Annotated in this window: 21 protein-coding genes; 12 read left to right on the forward strand and 9 right to left on the reverse strand. The window is 67.5% G+C overall.

What is annotated here, in order from left to right; translation table 11 throughout:
• Positions 1-72: 72 nt before the first annotated feature.
• Positions 73-978, reverse strand: a complete 906-nt coding sequence (locus QRN67_RS00005; RefSeq protein ID WP_285409657.1) for an AEC family transporter — start codon at positions 976-978, stop codon at positions 73-75.
• Between the two features lie 117 nt (positions 979-1,095).
• Here QRN67_RS00005 and QRN67_RS00010 point away from each other — a divergent pair, with 117 nt between their 5' ends.
• The 8 genes from QRN67_RS00010 to QRN67_RS00045 all read left to right on the forward strand — a co-directional run bounded on the left by QRN67_RS00010 (position 1,096) and on the right by QRN67_RS00045 (position 8,231).
• A complete protein-coding gene (locus tag QRN67_RS00010) occupies positions 1,096-2,070 on the forward strand; it encodes a tripartite tricarboxylate transporter substrate binding protein BugE (protein ID WP_106933916.1) in 975 nt (324 codons plus the stop codon).
• Positions 2,071-2,146: 76 nt separating this feature from the next.
• Complete coding sequence (gene xerD, locus QRN67_RS00015) at positions 2,147-3,058, forward strand: site-specific tyrosine recombinase XerD (protein ID WP_081267235.1); 912 nt, start codon at positions 2,147-2,149, stop codon at positions 3,056-3,058.
• On the forward strand, positions 3,033-3,818 hold the full coding sequence (locus QRN67_RS00020; RefSeq protein ID WP_285409663.1) for a DUF72 domain-containing protein: 786 nt from the start codon (positions 3,033-3,035) through the stop codon (positions 3,816-3,818). Before xerD ends, QRN67_RS00020 begins: the two co-directional genes overlap by 26 nt.
• The gene (locus QRN67_RS00025) at positions 3,815-4,795 is read left to right on the forward strand and encodes a Bug family tripartite tricarboxylate transporter substrate binding protein (protein WP_106933918.1); all 981 of its coding nucleotides are present in this window, start codon (positions 3,815-3,817) and stop codon (positions 4,793-4,795) included. Before QRN67_RS00020 ends, QRN67_RS00025 begins: the two co-directional genes overlap by 4 nt.
• Before the next feature lie 34 nt (positions 4,796-4,829).
• Positions 4,830-5,822, forward strand: a complete 993-nt coding sequence (locus QRN67_RS00030; protein WP_106933919.1) for a Bug family tripartite tricarboxylate transporter substrate binding protein — start codon at positions 4,830-4,832, stop codon at positions 5,820-5,822.
• Between the two features lie 74 nt (positions 5,823-5,896).
• Positions 5,897-6,484: a TetR/AcrR family transcriptional regulator gene (locus QRN67_RS00035; protein ID WP_081267231.1), complete on the forward strand. Its 588-nt coding sequence runs from the start codon at positions 5,897-5,899 to the stop codon at positions 6,482-6,484.
• 94 nt (positions 6,485-6,578) lie between these two features.
• A complete protein-coding gene (locus QRN67_RS00040) occupies positions 6,579-7,712 on the forward strand; it encodes a thiolase family protein (protein ID WP_285409666.1) in 1,134 nt (377 codons plus the stop codon).
• Between the two features lie 39 nt (positions 7,713-7,751).
• Positions 7,752-8,231, forward strand: a complete 480-nt coding sequence (locus QRN67_RS00045; RefSeq protein WP_081267229.1) for a MaoC family dehydratase — start codon at positions 7,752-7,754, stop codon at positions 8,229-8,231.
• Positions 8,232-8,305: 74 nt separating this feature from the next.
• Here QRN67_RS00045 and QRN67_RS00050 read toward each other — a convergent pair whose 3' ends face one another.
• Positions 8,306-9,118, reverse strand: coding sequence for a ferritin-like domain-containing protein (locus tag QRN67_RS00050; protein ID WP_081267228.1), 813 nt, complete (start codon positions 9,116-9,118; stop codon positions 8,306-8,308).
• Positions 9,119-9,155: 37 nt separating this feature from the next.
• On the opposite strand from QRN67_RS00050, the gene QRN67_RS00055 reads away from it, so the two are divergent.
• Complete coding sequence (locus QRN67_RS00055) at positions 9,156-9,680, forward strand: gamma carbonic anhydrase family protein (RefSeq protein ID WP_081267227.1); 525 nt, start codon at positions 9,156-9,158, stop codon at positions 9,678-9,680.
• A 39-nt stretch (positions 9,681-9,719) separates the two neighbouring features.
• On the forward strand, positions 9,720-10,718 hold the full coding sequence (hslO, locus tag QRN67_RS00060) for an Hsp33 family molecular chaperone HslO (protein WP_285409670.1): 999 nt from the start codon (positions 9,720-9,722) through the stop codon (positions 10,716-10,718).
• A gap of 27 nt (positions 10,719-10,745) precedes the next feature.
• Here hslO and QRN67_RS00065 read toward each other — a convergent pair whose 3' ends face one another.
• From QRN67_RS00065 to pyrG, 7 genes are read right to left on the reverse strand one after another with little or no spacing between them, the layout of a single operon-like run.
• The gene (locus tag QRN67_RS00065; RefSeq protein WP_285409672.1) at positions 10,746-11,720 is read right to left on the reverse strand and encodes a hypothetical protein; all 975 of its coding nucleotides are present in this window, start codon (positions 11,718-11,720) and stop codon (positions 10,746-10,748) included.
• 37 nt (positions 11,721-11,757) lie between these two features.
• Complete coding sequence (locus QRN67_RS00070; RefSeq protein ID WP_285409674.1) at positions 11,758-12,429, reverse strand: AAA family ATPase; 672 nt, start codon at positions 12,427-12,429, stop codon at positions 11,758-11,760.
• Positions 12,426-13,055, reverse strand: coding sequence for a nicotinamide riboside transporter PnuC (gene pnuC / locus QRN67_RS00075; protein ID WP_285409835.1), 630 nt, complete (start codon positions 13,053-13,055; stop codon positions 12,426-12,428). The genes QRN67_RS00070 and pnuC overlap by 4 nt, the downstream gene beginning before the upstream one ends.
• A 54-nt stretch (positions 13,056-13,109) precedes the next feature.
• Positions 13,110-13,388 carry a cell division protein FtsB gene (gene ftsB / locus QRN67_RS00080; RefSeq protein ID WP_081267223.1) on the reverse strand — a complete coding sequence of 93 codons (279 nt, stop codon included), beginning with the start codon at positions 13,386-13,388 and terminating at the stop codon, positions 13,110-13,112.
• A gap of 19 nt (positions 13,389-13,407) precedes the next feature.
• The gene (gene eno / locus QRN67_RS00085) at positions 13,408-14,691 is read right to left on the reverse strand and encodes a phosphopyruvate hydratase (protein WP_081267222.1); all 1,284 of its coding nucleotides are present in this window, start codon (positions 14,689-14,691) and stop codon (positions 13,408-13,410) included.
• 55 nt (positions 14,692-14,746) lie between these two features.
• Entirely contained in the window at positions 14,747-15,037 is a 291-nt protein-coding gene (locus tag QRN67_RS00090; RefSeq protein ID WP_081267221.1) for a DUF1330 domain-containing protein, read from the reverse strand.
• A complete protein-coding gene (gene pyrG, locus QRN67_RS00095) occupies positions 15,034-16,716 on the reverse strand; it encodes a CTP synthase (RefSeq protein ID WP_285409677.1) in 1,683 nt (560 codons plus the stop codon). Before pyrG ends, QRN67_RS00090 begins: the two co-directional genes overlap by 4 nt.
• A gap of 123 nt (positions 16,717-16,839) precedes the next feature.
• Between pyrG and coaBC the strand changes: the two genes are divergently transcribed.
• Together coaBC and QRN67_RS00105 are read left to right on the forward strand one after the other, a co-directional pair.
• Positions 16,840-18,063 (forward strand): bifunctional phosphopantothenoylcysteine decarboxylase/phosphopantothenate--cysteine ligase CoaBC, encoded by a 1,224-nt coding sequence (gene coaBC / locus QRN67_RS00100; RefSeq protein WP_285409679.1) that lies wholly within the window; start codon positions 16,840-16,842, stop codon positions 18,061-18,063.
• A complete protein-coding gene (locus QRN67_RS00105) occupies positions 18,063-18,533 on the forward strand; it encodes a hypothetical protein (RefSeq protein ID WP_285409680.1) in 471 nt (156 codons plus the stop codon). Before coaBC ends, QRN67_RS00105 begins: the two co-directional genes overlap by 1 nt.
• Positions 18,534-18,535: the final 2 nt, after the last annotated feature.

Here is an 18,535-nt window from a genome sequence, read left to right on the forward strand (position 1 = left end):
TTTGGCGAAGCAAAGAAAAGTAGGTCGGCCGCCGGGCCGAGACCCGGCCCCGGAACACAAAAAGAAAAGCAACTACCGAGGCAACGCCAAGGCAAACGGCAAGCTGAACACCCCCAACAGCGTAGACAGCGTCACCAACCCCGCCACATAAGCCCCGTTGTATCCCATCCGCGCAGCCAGCACATAAGCACTCGAAGCAGTCGGCACCGCGGAAAAAGCCATCAGCACCGAAGCCTGCATCGCATCGAGCCGCAACGCCAGAGCCAGCCCCCATGCGACCAGCGGCAGGACGAGGTGCCGTATGCCCAGTATCGACACCGCCAGCACCTTGCCCGTGCCCAGCGTCGAGAACTTCATGCCCGCACCCGCGGCCAAAAGCCCCAATGCGAGCGATGCGGCGCCGATGCGCGTGAGCGTGGGCGTGGCCCAGCCCGGCACGGTGATCCCCAGCACATTGGTCAGCAGCCCCGCGATCGTCGCGACGATCAGCGGGTTGCGCACCAGCTGTTGCAAGAAGCCGGTCTGCGCATGGCGCGTCATCGGCCACACGGCCGCGATGTTGAAGATGGGCACGCACACGCCGATCAGCACGGCAATGAGCAGCAGGCCTTCGGACCCGGCCAGCCGCTCTGCCAGCGCGAGGCAGATGAACGAATTGAAGCGGAACGCGACCTGGGCGCTGGCCGCGTGGTCGCGCCGGTCGATGTGCGAGCCGATGCCGGGCATGAAGGGCAGGGCGTAGGCCAGCCCGATGCCGACCGCGCCGATGCACAGGCCCGCTGTCAGCAGGTTCGACGTGGCGCCGAAGTCCAGCGGGCTGCGCACGATCGAATGGAACAGCAGCACAGGAAAAAGAAAGTAGTAGACAAGGCTCTCGACCTGGTCCCACACCCGGCGGTCGAGGGCGGTGTAGCGGCACAGGAGCCATCCGATGGCGATGAGCGAAAAGTCGGGGAAGAGCAGCTGCGCGTAGTTCACCGCTTCGAGGATAAACCGGACGGACCATGGGTAATCCACAGCACGGGTGCGGGCCGTGAGCCGCTAGCATCCGGGCTTTCGTTTTTTCGACATCAAAGTCAAGTCAAGGAGTTTTCGATGCAACGTCGTCAATGGAGCGCTCTGGTGGGCGCCGCCGCACTGGTCGCGGTAGCGGGCCCGAGCTTCGCGCAGGGATACCCCAGCAAGCCCGTCGAGCTGAGCGTGCCCTTCGCACCGGGCGGCACGACCGACATCGTGGCGCGCGTGATCTCCGACCCGCTGGGCAAGGTGCTGGGCCAGCCGGTGGTGGTGATCAACCGTGCCGGTGGCGGCGGCATCGTGGGTGCGGCCGAGACGGCACGCGCCACGCCCGACGGCTACAAGCTCGGCATCGCCACGGTGTCGAGCACGGCGGCCAATCCGGCCATCAACCCGAAGACGCCGTACGACCCGATCAACGACTTCACACCGATCATCAACATCGCCGCCACGCCGAACATCATTGCGGTCAACCCGAGCTTCCCGGCCAAGAACTACGCCGAGTTCGTGGCCGAACTGAAGAAGAACCCCGGCAAGTATTCGTATGCCTCGTCGGGCACGGGCGGCATCGGCCACCTGCTGATGGAGCTGTACAAGAGCCTGACCAACACTTTCGTCACGCACATCCCGTACCGCGGCGCGGGCCCGGCGCTGAACGACGTGGTGGCCGGCCAGGTGCCGATCATGTTCGACAACATTCCCTCGGCCATGCCTTTCATCACCAGCGGCCGGCTGATCCCGATCGTGGTGTCCGCGCCCCAGCGCCTGGCCGCACTGCCCAACGTGCCGACCTTCAAGGAAGTCGGCCTGGAGCCGGTGAACCGCATGGCCTACTACGGCATCCTCGGCCCCAAGGGCCTGCCAAAGGAAGTGGTCGAGAAGATCAGCGCCGGCGTGAAGAAGTCGGTGGAAGAGCCGGCGGTGCGCAAGCGCATCGAGGACACGGGCTCGCTGATCGTGGCCAATACGCCCGAGCAGTTCGCCGCGCAGATCAAGGCCGAGTACGAGGTCTACAAGGACGTGGTGAAGAAGCAGAACCTGAAGCTCGACTGAGCCCGGTTTTTTCTTTCTTTAGACGCAAGCCGCCCGTGCCCCGGGCGGCTTTTTCTTTTTTGCTATCTTGCAACGCATGACCGAGGCCGCCGCCGCACCCACTCCCGATATCGACGACTTCATCGACGCCCTCTGGCTCGAGGACGGCTTGTCGAAGAACACGCTCGCCGCCTACCGTCGCGACCTCGCGCTGTTCGCGCAGTGGCTCGGCAAGCAGCAAGGCGGCGCCACGCTCGCCACCGCGCGGGAGACCGACCTGCAGGCCTACATGGGCGCGCGGCTCACCAACAAGGGCAAGGCAACGTCGGCCAACCGCCGGCTCACGGTGTTCAAGCGCTACTACCGCTGGGCGCTGCGCGAGCGGCGCATCACGGCCGACCCGAGCATCCGTCTCATGCCCGCGCGCCAGATGCCGCGCGCCATCAAGACGCTGTCGGAGAAGCAGGTCGACGACCTGCTGGCCGCGCCCGATGTCGAATCGCCCCTGGGCCTGCGCGACCGCGCGATGCTGGAGCTCATGTATGCGAGCGGCCTGCGCGTGAGCGAACTGGTGGCGCTCAAGGCCATCGACATGAGCCTGAACGACGGCGTGCTGCGCGTGCTGGGCAAGGGAAGCAAGGAGCGGCTGGTGCCCTTCGGCGGCGAGGCGCGGCGCTGGATTGAACGCTACCTGGAGGAATCGCGCCCCGCGATCCTCGACGGCCAGCAGACGCCCGACCTGTTCGTCACGGCGCGCGGGGCGGGCATGACGCGCGTGATGTTCTGGATCATCGTGAAGAAGCATGCGACCGCGGCTGGCATTCACGTGCCGCTGTCGCCGCACACGCTGCGCCACGCCTTTGCCACCCACCTGCTGAACCACGGGGTCGACCTGCGCGCGGTGCAGCTGCTGCTGGGGCATGCGGACATCTCGACCACCACCATCTACACGCATGTGGCGCGCGAGCGCCTGAAGCAGCTTCATGCGAAGCACCACCCGCGCGGCTGAGCCTGGGCAGCCCTGGCGCATCGGATGCGCCGGATGGAGCCTGCCGCGCGCGCTGTGGCCGGTGTTTCCGCCCGAGGGCTCGCACCTGGAGCGCTATGCGCAGCGCTTCGACGCGGTCGAGATCGACACCTCGTTCTACCGGCCGCACCGGCGCGAGACCTACGAACGCTGGGCCGCGAGCACGCCCGAAGGATTCCGCTTCGCGGTCAAGCTGCCGAAGGCGGTGACGCACGAACGACGGCTGGTCGATGCGATGCCTGCGTTCGAAGAATTTGCCGCGCAGGTCGGGGGGCTCGGGAACAAGCTCGGTGCGCTGGTCGTGCAGTTGCCGCCGAGCCTGGCGTTCGATGCCGGGGTGGTGCGCGGTTTTTTCAGCGCGCTTAGGCGCAGGCACCCGGGCGCTGTGGTGCTGGAGCCCCGTCATCGCAGCTGGTTCACGCCGCAGGCCGAGGGGCTGCTGTCTATTTTCGAAGTGGCCCGCGTGCTCGCGGACCCGGTGCTGTTCGACGAAGCCGCGGCCCCCGGCGGCTGGCCGGGCCTTGTCTATCTGCGGTTGCACGGCTCGCCGCGGCGCTACTGGTCGGCCTACGGCGACGACCTGCTTGCGCGGCTCGCGCAGCGGCTGCAGCTTGCGAAGGAAGAAGGCGCGCAGTGCTGGTGCGTGTTCGATAACACGGCCGGCGGCGAGGCGACAGGCAACGCGCTGGCGCTGCAGCGGCTGCTGGAGAATCAACGATCAACAAGAGGAGACGGATCATGAAATTCACAAGACTCTGCGCCGGCCTGGGCCTTGGCTTTGCAATGGCCGCGGCCACCGGCCTTGCCGCCGCCCAAGGCTTCCCGGGCGCCAAGCCCATTCGCCTGATCGTCGGCTACCCGCCCGGCGGCGGCATCGACTTTGCGGCGCGCACGGTGCAGGTGCCGCTGCAGGAGGCGCTCAAGCAGCAACTGGTGGTCGACTACAAGCCCGGCGCCAGCGGCATGATCGCGGCCACCGAACTCACGCGCCAGCCCGCCGACGGCTACACGCTGCTGCTGGCCAACACCGGGCCGTTCGCCATCGCGCCCTACCTGCAGAGCAAGCCGCCGTACGACCCGATCAGACAGTTCACCTACATCGGGCAGATCAGCCAGGGCAGCTACATCGCGGTGACGCGGCCCGACCATCCGGCGAAGAACCTCAAGGAGTTCGTGGCGTGGGCCAAGGGGCAGCCGGGCAAGGTCAACTTTGCCTCGGGCGGCAACGGCACCTCGACGCACCTGAACGGCGAGCTGATGAACCAGGTGACGGGGCTCGACATGACGCACGTGCCCTACAAGGGCAGCGCGCCGGCGGTGCAGGACCTGATCGGCGGGCAGACGCAGATCCTCATCGACGCGGGCAGCGTGCTGCTGCCGCAGGTGAAGGGCGGCAAGCTGAAGGCGCTGGCCGTGACCGGCCCGGTGCGCGACCCGCAGCTGCCCGACGTGCCGACCGTGAAGGAACTGGGGCTGGCGGGCATGGAGTCAGTCGGCTTCCAGGGGCTGGTGGGGCCGGCGAACATGCCGAAGGACGTGGTCGATCGGCTCTCGGGCGAGCTGGCCAAGGCGCTGGCGCAGCCCGAGATCAAGGCCAAGTTCGCAACGGCGGGGGCCGAGGTGCATTCGCTGGGCCCGGTCGAGTTCGCGGCCTTCGTGAAGGCGGACAATGAGAAGTGGTCCAGGCTGATCAAGGAGCGCAAGCTGCAGCTGGACTGACGCAATCACGCAGACGACCCGATCCACAGACACCATGAATTTCCTCGCTTCCTCGAAGCCATCGCGCCGCACGGCGACCCGACTCCTTGCCGCCGCCGCGCTGTGCGCCGCTTCCGGCGCCTACGCGCAGGCCGTGCCCAAGACCGTGCGGCTCATCGTCGCCTACCCGGCGGGCGGCGTCAGCGACGTGGTCGCTCGGGCGCTGGGCGACCGGCTCGCGGCGCAGATGGGCATCACGGTCATCGTGGACAACCGGGCCGGCGCAAGCGGCGCCATCGGCATGGACGCGGTGGCCAAGGCCGCGCCCGACGGCGCGACGCTGGGCTTCTCGGCCATCAGTCCGCTGGTGCTGAGCCCGCACCTGGGCAAGCTGCCCTTCGATCCGCTCAAGGACGTGGCGCCCGTGGCCAGCGTGATGTACTCGCCGGTGCTGCTGATTGCCACGCCGGCGAGCAAGGCCAAGGACTTCAAGGCGCTGATCGACGACGCCAAGGCGCACCCGGGCGCGGTGCGCTGGGCCACTTCCGGCCCGGCGTCGCTGGGCCACATCGTGCTGGAGCAACTGCATGCGGCGGCGGGCGTGGACATCACGCACGTGCCGTACAAGGGCGGCGGCCAGCAGCTCAACGATGCGATCGGCGGGCAGTTCGAGATTCTGTCGACCAACGCGAGCCCGACGCTGTCGTCGCACATCCAGTCGGGCAAGCTGCGCCCGCTGGCCGTGGGAGCGCCGGCCCGGCTCGACAGCCTGCCCCAGGTGCCCACGCTGGGCGAGCTGGGCTACAAGGCGGCCAACATCAACTCGCTGTTCGGCGTGTTCGCGCCGGCCGCCACGCCGGCTGCGCTGGTCGCGCGGTACAACGCCGAGATCAACAAGGCGCTGGCCAGCCCCGAGCTGCGCGCCAAGCTCACGGCCACCGACAACGTGCCGACCGGCGGTACCTCTGCAGCCTTTGCGAAGGAAATCGCCAGCGAGTTCGAAAGCAACGGCCGCATCATCAAGGCGGCGAACATCAAGGCCGACTGAGCTGGCCCGAACCACCTGACGCCTGGAAGACACCTGCGCTTGTGGTCTGACTCTCCCTACCTTATAGTAGGTAGATGACCAGCGCCACAGCAGCCGTTCCCGCCCTTGCCACCGGCAGCACCCGCGAGCAGATCCTCGCGGTGGCGCGCGGCTTCATCGAAACCCGTTCCTACCTGGGCTTCAGCTTCCAGGACGTGGCCGATGCGGTCGGCGTGCGCAAGGCCAGCCTCTATCACCACTTTCCCAGCAAGGAAGCGCTGGGCATCGCAGTCATCCGCTCCGCCACCCAGGGCTTCAAGGACTGGGATGCCGCCCGCGAGCGCGAGCCGAAGGACGCGCTCGAATCGTATTTCCGCATGTACCGCAACACGCTGAATGCCGGCTCCGGTATCTGCCCGGCAGGCGCGCTGGCGCCGGGCTGGGACGTCATCAACGACGAACTGCGCGAGGCGGTGCGCGAACTGCGCAGCACCCAGGTGACGTGGCTCACGGGCGTGCTGGGTGCGCTGATGCCGGAACGCAGGAAGGGCGTTTCGGTCGCTTCGCTGGCGGCTTTCGTGTTTTCTTCCTGCCAGGGTGCGCTGCTGTCGGCGCGCATGACGGGGCGCGTGGACGAGTTCGACGAAGCCATCGCGCAACTCAGGAGTTCATTGCCCGGCTGAGCGCCGGGCCTGACGCAGGCGCGCTCCGGCGTGCCTATTTTTTGACCTCGTAGCCTACCGATTGGATGGTAGGTTTCATCTGTTGGAGCCATTCATGAAAGCCGTCATTTCCGCCTATGCCCGTTCTCCCTTTCACTTCGCGAAGAAAGGCGCGCTGGCCGAGGTGCGCCCCGACACGCTGGCCGCCGGCGTGGTGAAGGGCCTGCTGCAGCGCACCGACCTCGATCCCGCGCTGCTCGAAGACATCATCCTGGGCTGCGCCTACCCGGAGGCCTCGCAGGGCAACAACCTCGCGCGCATCGTCGGTCTGCTGGCCGGCCTGCCGCACGAGGTGGGCGGCATGACGGTGAACCGCTTCTGCGGTTCGTCGATGCAGGCGGTGCACATTGCCGCCGCGCAGATCGAGGCGGGCATGGGCGACGCGTTCCTGTGCGTGGGCGTGGAATCGATGACGGCGGTGCCGCAGGGCGGCTTCAACTTCTCGCCCAGCCCGCAGCTGCTGGCCAACACCGACGCCTACATCTCCATGGGCGAAACCGCCGAGAACGTGGCGCAGCGCTGGAACGTGAGCCGCGCCGACCAGGAGGCCTTCGCGGTGGAGTCGCACCGCAAGGCCGCCGCCGCACGCGCGGAAGGCCGGCTGGCGGGCGAGATCGTGCCGGTGCGGCTGGCCTCGGGCGACATCGTCGATGCCGACGGCTGCATCCGCCCGAGCACTTCCGCCGAGGCGCTGGCGAACCTCAAGCCCGCATTCCGCCCCGACGGCGTGGTGACGGCCGGCACCTCGTCTCCGCTGACCGACGGCGCGGCGGTGGTGCTCGTCACCAGCGATGCGTTTGCCGCCAGGCACGGCCTGCAGGCGCTGGCACGCATCCGCTCGTTCGCGACCGTGGGCGTCGATCCCGCCGTCATGGGCATCGGCCCGATCCCCGCGACGCGCAAGGCACTGGCGCGCGCCGGCCTGAGCGCGGCCGACCTGGACGTGATCGAGATCAACGAAGCCTTCTCTTCGCAGGCGCTGGCCTGCATCCGCGACCTGGGCCTCGACCCCGCGAAGATCAACCTCGACGGTGGCGGCCTTTCCATCGGCCATCCGCTGGGCGCGACCGGCGCGCGCATCACCGGCAAGGCCGCGTCGCTGCTGGTGCGCGAGAAAGGGCGCTATGCGCTGGCCACGCAATGCATCGGCGGCGGGCAGGGCATCGCGACGATCCTCGAGCGCGTTTGAACGGTCCGAAAATGCGGCCACGAACCCCAAGGAGAACCGATGACAGCAACCCCTGAAACCGGCGCCAGGCCCAAGCTGTACCTCGAAGACCTGTCCGTCGGCGACCGCTTCCGCAGCGCCGAACACGCGCTGGACGTGGCACAGATCCAGGCCTTCGCGCGGCAGTTCGACCCGCAGCCCTTCCACACCGACGAAGAGGCCGCGAAGAAGACTTTCTTCGGCGGGCTGGCCGCGAGCGGCTGGCACACCGCGGCGCTCACCATGAAGCTGCTGGTCGAAAGCGGCATCCCGCTGGCCGACGGCATCATCGGTTCAGGCGGCGAACTGCAATGGCCCAAGCCCACGCGGCCCGGCGACGTGCTGCATGTGGTGAGCGAGGTGGTCGACATCGTGCCCTCGCGCTCCAAGCCCGGCCGCGCGATGGTCACCATGCGCTGCCAGACGCTCAACCAGCGCGGCGATGTGCTCCAGCACTTCACGCCCAGGCTGGTGGTGCACGCCAGGCCGGCGGCGGCCTGAGTCGGGGTTTCAAAACACCCGCAGGCCCAGTTCCTCGACCAGCGAGGCGGCCTGCCGGTGCGAGATCGCCTCGGTCATTCGGGGCGGGAGTCGGCCAGGGCGCGCAGTTCTTCGGGGCTGAAGCCGGCGCGGCTGCGCGCCTCGAGATTGAAGGGCGGCTTGTGGCGCGGCGCGTCGTAGCGCGCGACCAAGGCCGGATAGGTGGCCTCGGGGTCGATGCCGGCGCGCTCGCACAGCCAGCGGTACCAGTGGTTGCCGATGGCCACGTGACCCACTTCGTCGCGCAGGATGATGTCCAGGATCTCGACCGCGCGCAGCGCATCGGGCGTGTTGACCCGCTTGAGCTTGGCCTGGATCAGCGGCGTGGCGTCCAGCCCGCGCGCCTCCAGCGTGCGCGGCACCAGCGCCATGCGGCCGAGCACATCGTCCTTGGTCTTCTCGCACATGTTCCAGAGGCCGTCATGGCCCGGAAAGTCGCCGTAGCGCCAGCCCATGTCCTGCAGGTGCGTGTGCAGCAGCGTGAAGTGCAGCGCTTCTTCGTCGGCCACGCGCAGCCAGTCGCGGTAGTAGGCCTCGGGCATGCCGTCGTAGCGCCACACGGCGTCGAGTGCGAGGTTGATGGCATTGAACTCGATGTGGCAGATCGAATGGATCAGCGCGGCCCGGCCATCGGGCGTGAATGGCGAGCGCTTCTGCACCGCGGTGGCGGCCACGCGCACGGGCTTTTCGGGTCGGCCGGGCACGCCGGTGTCGTCGCCGGGCGTGCGGATCGGGTCGGTTGCTATGGAATCGGTAGCGCCGTGCAGAGAAATGGCGCGCGTTGCAGCCACCTTCTGTTCGGGATCGGAGAGGCGCAGCGCGGCCAGCGCGCTCAATCGGGGGTGCATCCCTACAATTCTAGTTTTGCCCCCGGAGACAACCACGATGGCGATTTATGAATTGGACGGCGTTGCACCGACCCTCGGCGAAGGCGCATGGGTGGCCGACAGCGCGCAGGTGATGGGCAACGTCAAGCTGGCCGACAACGCGAGCGTGTGGTTCGGCGCGGTGCTGCGCGGCGACACCGAGACGCTGACCATCGGACGCAACAGCAACATCCAGGACCTGTCGGTGCTGCATGCCGACATCGGCTGCCCGCTGACCATCGGCGACAACGTCACCGTGGGCCACCAGGTGATGCTGCACGGCTGCACCGTCGGCGACAACTCGCTGATCGGCATCCAGGCCGTGGTCTTGAATAACGCGAAGATCGGCCGCAATTCGATCGTTGGCGCCGGCAGCGTCGTGACCGAGGGCAAGGAGTTTCCGGACAACTCGCTCATCATCGGCTCGCCGGCCAAGGTGGTGCGCACCCTCGATGACGCCGCGGCCGCCCGGCTGCGCCAGAGCGCCGAGCACTATGTAGAGAACGCCCATCGCTTCGCGAAGGGCCTCAAGAAGATCGCCTGACCGGTTCGGTTGCAGGCACACAGAGAGAAAGAAAACGTTTTGAGCGAGCTGCACAAATTCCTGTTCGATGGCCTGCCGGTGCGCGGCATGATCGTGCGCCTGACAGATGCGTGGCAGGAGATCCTTGCGCGGCGCGCCTCCAACACCGCCACCGGCGCCTACCCGCCGCCCGTGGCCGAACTGCTCGGTGAAATGACGGCCGCCGCCACGCTGATGCAGGCCAACATCAAGTTCAACGGCGCGCTGATCCTGCAGATCTTCGGCGACGGCCCGGTCAAGGTGGCCGTGGCCGAGGCCAAGCCCGACCTGAGCCTGCGCGCCACCGCCAAGGTGATCGGCGAGCTGCCAGCCGACGCTCGGCTGCCCGACATGGTCAACGTGAACAACAAGGGCCGCTGCGCCATCACGCTCGACCCCAAGGACAAGCTGCCGGGCACCACGCCCTACCAGGGCGTGGTGCCGCTGTTCGACGACAACGGCGAAAAGCTCGGCAAGCTCAGCGACGTGCTGCAGCACTACATGCTGCAGAGCGAGCAGCTCGACACCACCCTGGTGCTCGCGGCCGACGACAAGGTGGCCGCGGGCCTCTTGATCCAGCGCCTGCCCGTGAAGGGCGAGGGCAACCTCGAAGGCAGCTCCAGCAAGGACCACGACCAGGCCAACGAAGACCAGATCGGCCTGAACGAGGACTACAACCGCATCTCGATCCTCGCCTCCAGCCTGACGCGCGACGAATTGCTCACGCTCGACATCGAGACCATTCTTCGCCGCCTGTTCTGGGAAGAGAAGCTGCTGCGCTTCGAGCCGCAGGCCGGCCTGCTGGGCCCGCACTTCGCCTGCACCTGCGGGCGCGAGCGCGTGGCGCAGATGATCCGCGGCCTGGGTGTGGAGGAAGCCGAGAGCATCCTCGCCGAGCGCGGCGACATCGAGGTGGGCTGCGACTTCTGCGGCAAGCAGTACCGCTTCGACGCGGTCGACACCGCGCAGATCTTCAGGCCGCCGACGGACCAGATTCCGGGCAGCCCGGTCGTCCAGTAGGCAGCCTGTCGAAGCGCGCTCGCGGGCTCAGCGCGCTTCGCTGCTGTCGAAGCCGCCGAACGAAATGTCCGGCGCGCTCGTGTTGTGCTTCGACGGCAGGCTGCGGCCGAAGCGCACCTGCGTGGCCTGCAGGCTCTTGACCTCGGGCAGCGGCAGCACCTGCTGCGCGGCTTGCGGCGCGGCCTGCCAGCGCACTTCGCTCACGTCGGCGTTGTCCGGCGTCACGTACATCGAGCGCAGCACCGCAAAGGGCTGCGCATTCACCGTCGGCTTCGACAGGGTGACGTCGAGCGCGGTGCGCGTGCGGCTGATTTCGTCGACACGCGCCACCGCGCTGCCGCCGTTCGCGAAGCGCACGTGGATCGCCAGCGGCTTCGGCACGATGCGGATCGACGCGATGCTCACCACCGGCCGCGCCGCCGCCTCCACCGGCCCGAGCAGGAACGAAGAGCCGTATACGCCGTCACCGAAGCGCGGGTCCGGCAGCGGCTTGAGCCGCCAGTAGCCGTCCGACGGATAGAGCACGATGGCCTCGAGCGCCTTGCCGTTCTCCTTCCTGAACACCTGCAGCAGGTGGAAGCCGCGGTCGCTGCGCTTGCCCACGGTCACGGGCACGCTCTGCGGGCGCCAGAAGGTCGGCAGCGTCATGCCGACGATGCGCCACTCGGCGTTGTCCAGCAGCACTACGGTGCGCTTCTTGAAGCGGTGCGCGGGGTCGGTGGGGTGGGCGCCGCCGTCGAAGTTGCAGCCCGAGAAGTCGGGCGCCGTGACGTCGTTGCCGATCTTGTCGAGATAGTCGGGCTGCAGCGCCTCGATGCGCATGTGGCGGATGCCGTCGCCGCGCAGGGTGAGGGAGACGTTGTCTTCCTCGGCGCAGGCGGTGGTCGTGGTGCCGTTCTCTATCGTGGCCGCGACGGGGGCGGCAGCGGCATGGCCCACGGCCAGCAGCAGGGCGATGAGCGTGGTGGCAGGGGCGAGGCGCGCGGCTGTCGAAAGGGGCATCGGATCTCCGGTGAAGGGGATGGTGCGCGCCGCTGGCTTATTCGCGGCGCGCGATCAGGTCGCTGAAGAGCTTATGTTCGCATTCCGGGTCGGAGCATTTCTCGCAAGGCCATGACCACGAGGCGGGCTTGGCTTCGAGCCGGCCGCGTGCGCGCGTGCGGCCTTCGTTGCCAGCGATCGAGTTGATCGCGTTCCAGGCGTTGGCAAGGCGCTCGCCGCCGCTGCCATGCACCACGGCGAACGAGAGCCTGGCGCCGATGAGCGCGGCGCGCACCAGCGTGTCGGTCGGCTGCTGCGCATGCGGGCCGTCGCGCATGTCGTCGGCCACCCAGGGCAGGTCGAGCGCGGTGAGCAGCGTGATGGCATAGCGCCGCTGCGCCGCCAGGGCACCTTCGTAGAGCGAGGTGTCGGCGAAAAGCTGTTCGCTGTAGACCGCCGTCATGAGCGCGGTGGTATCGGCCACCACCACGCCCGACGCGGCGGCGACGCCGATGCGGCGGGTCTGCTCGTCGGCAATGGCCTGCTGTTCGTCGGGGCGCGGCGTGCGGCCTTCGCGCTCGCACCATTCGCGCAGGTATTCGCCGACGAGCGTTACCGGGGTTCCGCGGTCCCGCAGGCGCTGCGCGATGGCGCGCGCCAGCTCGGTCTTGCCGGTGCTTTCGGCGCCCAGCAGCGCGATGACGCAGCCGGTCGGCAGGGTGGGCGTCATGCGCGTGCCGCCTGCGCCGCTTTCGGCAGGCGCTGCCGCCATGCCAGGTAGCCGGCCACGCTGAGCGCGGCGAACACCGCGTACAGGCCGACCGTGAGCCACAGGCCCTTGTGGATGAACAGGCCCACGCTGACCACGTTCACCGCCAGCCAGACCAGCCAGTTCTCGATGAACTTGCGCCCGAGCAGGAACTGCCCGACCAGGCTCAGCCCGGTGGCGAAGCCGTCCCACCAGGGCACGTCGGTGTCGGTGAAGCGGCGCAGGAAGAGGGCGACGGCCGGCCACGCCAAGGCGCAGGCGGCCAGCGCGAGGGCAATGCCGCGCGGCGAAAGCCGGCTGACATGCAGGGCGCTCCCGTCCGCCCGATGGCCGCGCAGCCACTGGGCCCAGCCCCACAGGGCGACGAAAGCGAAGAAGACCTGGAGCGAGGCGTCGCCGTAGATGCGCGCCTTGGCGAAGACGGCCACATAGAGCAGCGAACTGACGATGGCCAGCGGCCATCCCCAGTGGATCTCGCGCATGTTGCACCCGACCATGGCGAGCGCGAGGAGCGCGGCGACAAGCTCGAGCCAGCTGACGGGAGAGCCCCAGAGCAGGAATGCAGGGGCCGAGAGAAGCTCAAGGATCAGATTCGCCCCCAGAGGGCGCCGACACGAAGTGCGCGAAGACTGGGGGTCATCCTAGTGCGCGATCTGGACGAACACTTCGTTCGGCTTCACCATGCCGAGTTCCGCCCGCGCGCGTTCCTCGACCATTTCGAGGCCTTCCTTGAGGTCGTTGACCTCCGAGGTCAGGCGCTCATTGTTCAGCGTGGCCTTGGCGTTGGCTTCCTTCTGGTCGGCCAGCTTGGTCCGCAGCTGCGCCACGTCGCGCACGCTGCCGCGCCCGTTCCACAGCTGCCACTGCAGGACGCCCAGCAGAAGCAGCAGGATGATCGGCGGAACGAGTCGGGCGCGCATGCGCGGGGCGTCCGGTGCGTTACTTCAGGTTGTAGAACGCGCCGCGGCCCGGGTACACGGCGATGTCGCCGAGGTCTTCTTCGATGCGCAGCAGCTGGTTGTACTTGGCGATGCGGTCCGAGCGCGACAGCGAGCCGGTCTTGATCTGGCCGGCGTTGGTGCCCACCGCGATATCGGCGATGGTGCTGTCTTCGGTTTCACCCGAGCGGTGCGAGATCACGGCCGTGTAGCCCGCGCGCTTGGCCATCTCGATGGCGGCGAAGGTCTCGGTCAGCGTGCCGATCTGGTTGATCTTGATGAGGATCGAGTTGGCGATGCCCTTGTCGATGCCCTCTTGCAGGATCTTGGTGTTGGTGACGAACAGGTCGTCGCCCACCAGCTGCACGCGCTTGCCCAGGCGTTCGGTCAGGTGCTTCCAGCCGTCCCAGTCGCCTTCGTGCATGCCGTCTTCGATGCTGATGATCGGGTACTTGTCGACCCAGGTCGCGAGCATGTCGGTCCAGCTTTCGGACGTGAGCGAGAGGTTTTCGCCCGACAGCACGTACTTGCCGTCCTTGTAGAACTCGCTGGCCGCGCAGTCCAGGCCCAGGGCGATCTGCTCGCCCGCCGTGTAGCCGGCCTTGTCGATGGCTTCCAGGATCAGCTGGATGGCCGCTTCATGGCTCTCGACGCTGGGGGCGAAGCCGCCTTCGTCGCCCACGGCCGTGCTGATGCCGCGGTCGCCCAGGATCTTCTTGAGCGCATGGAACACCTCGGCACCGTAGCGCACGGCCTCGCGGAAGCTCTTGGCGCCCACGGGGATGATCATGAACTCCTGCAGGTCGAGGCTGTTGTTGGCGTGCGCGCCGCCGTTGATGACGTTCATCATCGGCACCGGCAGCTGCATGCCGCCCATGCCGCCGAAGTAGCGGTACAGCGGCAGGCCGGACTCTTCGGCCGCGGCGCGGGCCACGGCCATCGACACGGCGAGGGTGGCGTTGGCGCCCAGGCGGCCCTTGTTGTCGGTGCCGTCCAGGTCGATCATCGTGCGATCGAGGAAGGCCTGTTCGCTGGCGTCCAGGCCGAGCACGGCTTCCGAGATCTCGGTGTTGATGTTCTCCACGGCCTTGAGCACGCCCTTGCCCAGGTAGCGGCTCTTGTCGCCGTCACGCAGCTCGATGGCTTCGCGCGAACCGGTCGACGCGCCCGAGGGCACGGCCGCACGGCCCATGGTGCCCGACTCCAGCAGCACGTCGCACTCGACGGTGGGGTTGCCTCGGCTGTCGAGAATTTCGCGGCCGACGATGTCAACGATTGCACTCATCTTTTGTCTTTCTCTTTCGGTTCTCTTTGGCGGATGAATAAATGGGGCAGGGGGCTCAGAGGCCCTCGACGGCGATCATGTTCATGATCGCGGCGCCGGCACGCGCTTCGCGGGCCTTGAGGTATTCGGGCGTGTCGTAGAAGGCCTTGGCCTTCTCGAAGCTGGCGAACTTGAGGATGACGACGCGCGTGGGCTTCCAGTCGCCCTCCAGCGGCTGCACCTGGCCGCCGCGCACGCACACCTCGGCGCCGTGCGCCTGCATGGCGGCGCTCGACCACTTCTTGTATTCCTCGTACTGCGTCGGGTTGGTCACCTCGACGTGGGCGATGACGTATCCGCTGCTCATGCGACGGCCTTCAGTGCCTTGTTGGTGCTGCCCGCGCCCTTTTCCTTGTGTTCGAGCGCCGCCTTGATGAAGGCGTTGAACAGCGGATGGCCGCCCCACGGGGTCGACTTGAACTCGGGGTGGAACTGCACGCCCATGAACCACGGGTGCACGTCCTGCGGCAGCTCGACGATCTCGGTCAGGTGCTCGCGCTGCGTGAGCGCCGAGATCACGAGGCCGGCCTTGCGCAGTTCGTCGAGGTAGTTGACGTTGGCTTCGTAGCGGTGGCGGTGGCGCTCGGTGACCACGTCGCCGTAGATGCTGTGGGCCAGCGTGCCGGGCGAGACGTCGGAGCTCTGCGCGCCCAGGCGCATGGTGCCGCCGAGGTCGGACTTCTCGTCGCGCGTCTTCACGGTGCCGTCGGCGTCCTTCCACTCGGTGATCAGCGCGATCACGGGGGTGGGCGTCTCGGGGTCGAACTCGGTGCTGTTCGCGTTCTTCAGGCCGGCCACGTGCCGGGCGTATTCGATGGTGGCAACCTGCATGCCCAGGCAGATGCCCAGGTAGGGCACCTTGCCTTCACGGGCGAAGCGGGCCGCCGAGATCTTGCCTTCCACGCCGCGCTGGCCGAAGCCGCCGGGCACCAGGATGGCGTCGTACTTGGCCAGGCGGGACACGTCCTGCGCGTTGATGGTCTCGGAGTCGATGTACTCGATCTTCACGCGGGCATGGTTCTTCATGCCGGCGTGGCGCAGGGCTTCGTTCAGCGACTTGTAGCTGTCCGACAGGTCGACGTACTTGCCGACCATGGCAATCGACACTTCCTTTTGCGGGTGCTCGACTTCGTAGACCAGGTCGTCCCAGCGCTGCAGCTTGGCGGGCGGGGTGTTGATGCGCAGCTTGTCGCAGATCAGGCCGTCCAGGCCCTGCTCGTGCAGCATGCGGGGCACCTTGTAGATGGTGTCCACGTCCCACATCGAGATCACGCCCCACTCTGGCACGTTCGAGAAGAGCGAGATCTTGGCGCGCTCGTCGTCGGGGATCGGGCGGTCGGCGCGGCACAGCAGGGCGTCGGCCTGGATGCCGATTTCGCGCAGCTTCTGCGCGGTGTGCTGCGTGGGCTTGGTCTTGAGTTCGCCGGCGGCGGCGATCCAGGGCACGTAGCTCAGGTGCACGAAGGCCGAGTTGTTCGGGCCCATGCGCAGGCTCATCTGGCGCACGGCCTCCAGGAAGGGCAGCGACTCGATGTCGCCCACGGTGCCGCCGATTTCGACGATGGCCACGTCCACCTCGTGCGCAGTGCCGATGCCGGCGCCGCGCTTGATGTATTCCTGGATTTCGTTGGTGATGTGCGGGATCACCTGCACCGTCTTGCCCAGGTAGTCGCCACGGCGCTCTTTTTCGAGCACGGTCTTGTAGATCTGGCCGGTCGTGAAGTTGTTGGCCTTGCGCATCCGCGTGTTGATGAAGCGCTCGTAGTGGCCGAGGTCGAGGTCGGTCTCTGCGCCGTCATCGGTGACGAACACTTCACCATGCTGGAAGGGCGACATCGTGCCGGGGTCGACATTGATGTACGGATCGAGCTTGATGAGGGTGACTTGGAGGCCGCGCGATTCGAGGATCGCGGCGAGCGAGGCGGAGGCGATTCCCTTGCCAAGGGAAGATACGACACCACCGGTGACGAAGACAAATTTGGTCATGCCAGTTCCGGACTTTGCAATCCGGGCAGTGGGAAATTGCGATTATAGGTGTGCCCTTCGCGACACTTTCCGCCAGGGGCTTGTTGCCGCGGGTCGGATGGCATGTGAGCAACAATACAGCCCATGCAAGATCTCGCCGGCAAACACATCGTCCTGGGCCTCACCGGAGGCATCGCCTGCTACAAGTCGGCCGAGCTGTGCCGGCTGTTCGTCAAGGCGGGCGCGACCGTCCAGGTCGTCATGACCGAGGCGGCCGAGCAGTTCATCACGCCGGTGACCATGCAGGCGCTCTCGGGGCGCACCGTCTACACCTCGCAGTGGGACACCCGCGAGCCCAACAACATGCCGCACATCAACCTGAGCCGCGAGGCCGATGCGATCGTGCTGGCGCCCTGCAGCGCCGACTTCGTCGCGCGGCTGGTGCAGGGCCGCTCCGACGACCTGCTGAGCCTGATGTGCCTGGCCCGCCCCATGGACCGAATTCCGCTGCTCATCGCGCCGGCCATGAACCGCGAGATGTGGGGCCATCCGGCCACGCAGCGCAACCTGGTGCAGGTGGCGGCCGACGGCGCCACGGTGCTGGGCGTGGGCAACGGCTGGCAGGCCTGCGGCGAAACCGGCGACGGGCGCATGCTCGAACCCGCCCAGCTGCTCGAGGACATCACGGCCTTCTTCAGCCCCAAGCTGCTGGCGGGGCAGAAGGTGCTGGTCACGGCGGGGCCGACCTTCGAGTCGCTCGACCCGATCCGCGGCATCACCAATCATTCGTCCGGCAAGATGGGCTTTGCCATCGCCCGCGCGGCCCGCGAAGCGGGCGCCGAGGTCACGCTGGTGGCCGGCCCGGTGCACCTGCCCACGCCGCGCGGCGTGACGCGCGTCGACGTGCTGTCCGCGCAGGACATGCTCGAAGCCACCACCCGCGCCGCGGAGTTTGCTAGCATTTTCGTAGCAACAGCCGCCGTGGCCGACTGGCGCCCGGCCACGCAGAGCGACCAGAAGATCAAGAAGGACGGCAGCGGCAAGACCCCGGTGCTGGAGTTCGTCGAGAACGCCGACATCCTGCTGACCGTCGCGCGCAGCGAGCGCGCCCAGTCGAAGAAGCTCTTCTGCGTGGGCTTTGCCGCCGAAAGCGAGAACCTCGCGGCGCACGCCAAGGCCAAGCGCGAGCGCAAGGGCATTCCGCTGCTGGTCGGGAACATCGGCCCGCTGACCTTCGGGCAGGACGACAACGCGCTGCTGCTGGTCGATGCCGACGGCGTGCGCGAACTGCCGCGCGCGCCCAAGCTCACGCTGGCCCGCGAACTGATGACCGAAATCGCCGCACGACTTCCCGACTGGAGGGTCTGATGAACCTGAATCCCCAATGGAACACGCCGCCCAATGGCGATTTCGCGCGTTACGTCGAACGGCTGTCGGCCCAGGCCGCATTGCCCAGGCGCGCGCCTAAGGAGGGCGAACCGGGGCTCGACGTCGGCATGACGCAGCCGCCCGGCCAGCCGGGCCCCGTCACGGCGGCCATGCAACGGCAGCAGCAACAGCAGGAACTCCCCAACGGTGAAGTACCCAAGGCCCAGCCCGGTACGTTCGATCCGAAGGTGCTCAAGGTGATGGGCGCGGTCGGCGCGCTGGTGTTCCTCGTCCTGTGGGCTTCGGGCGTGCCTTTCGGCGTGCTCGTGCTCCTGCTGGGCGTGGCCCTGTGGTTCGGCAAGAAATTGAAGGGCGTGAAGTTCACCCCCGGTGTCGCCAAGTGGCAGCAACTGCTGGAAGAGGCGAACCGCAAGCAAAGAGAACAGCAACAGAAGCAAGGCAGCAATTAAAA

This window comes from Variovorax sp. efr-133-TYG-130 (genome assembly GCF_030208835.1).
Classification (GTDB): domain Bacteria; phylum Pseudomonadota; class Gammaproteobacteria; order Burkholderiales; family Burkholderiaceae_C; genus Variovorax.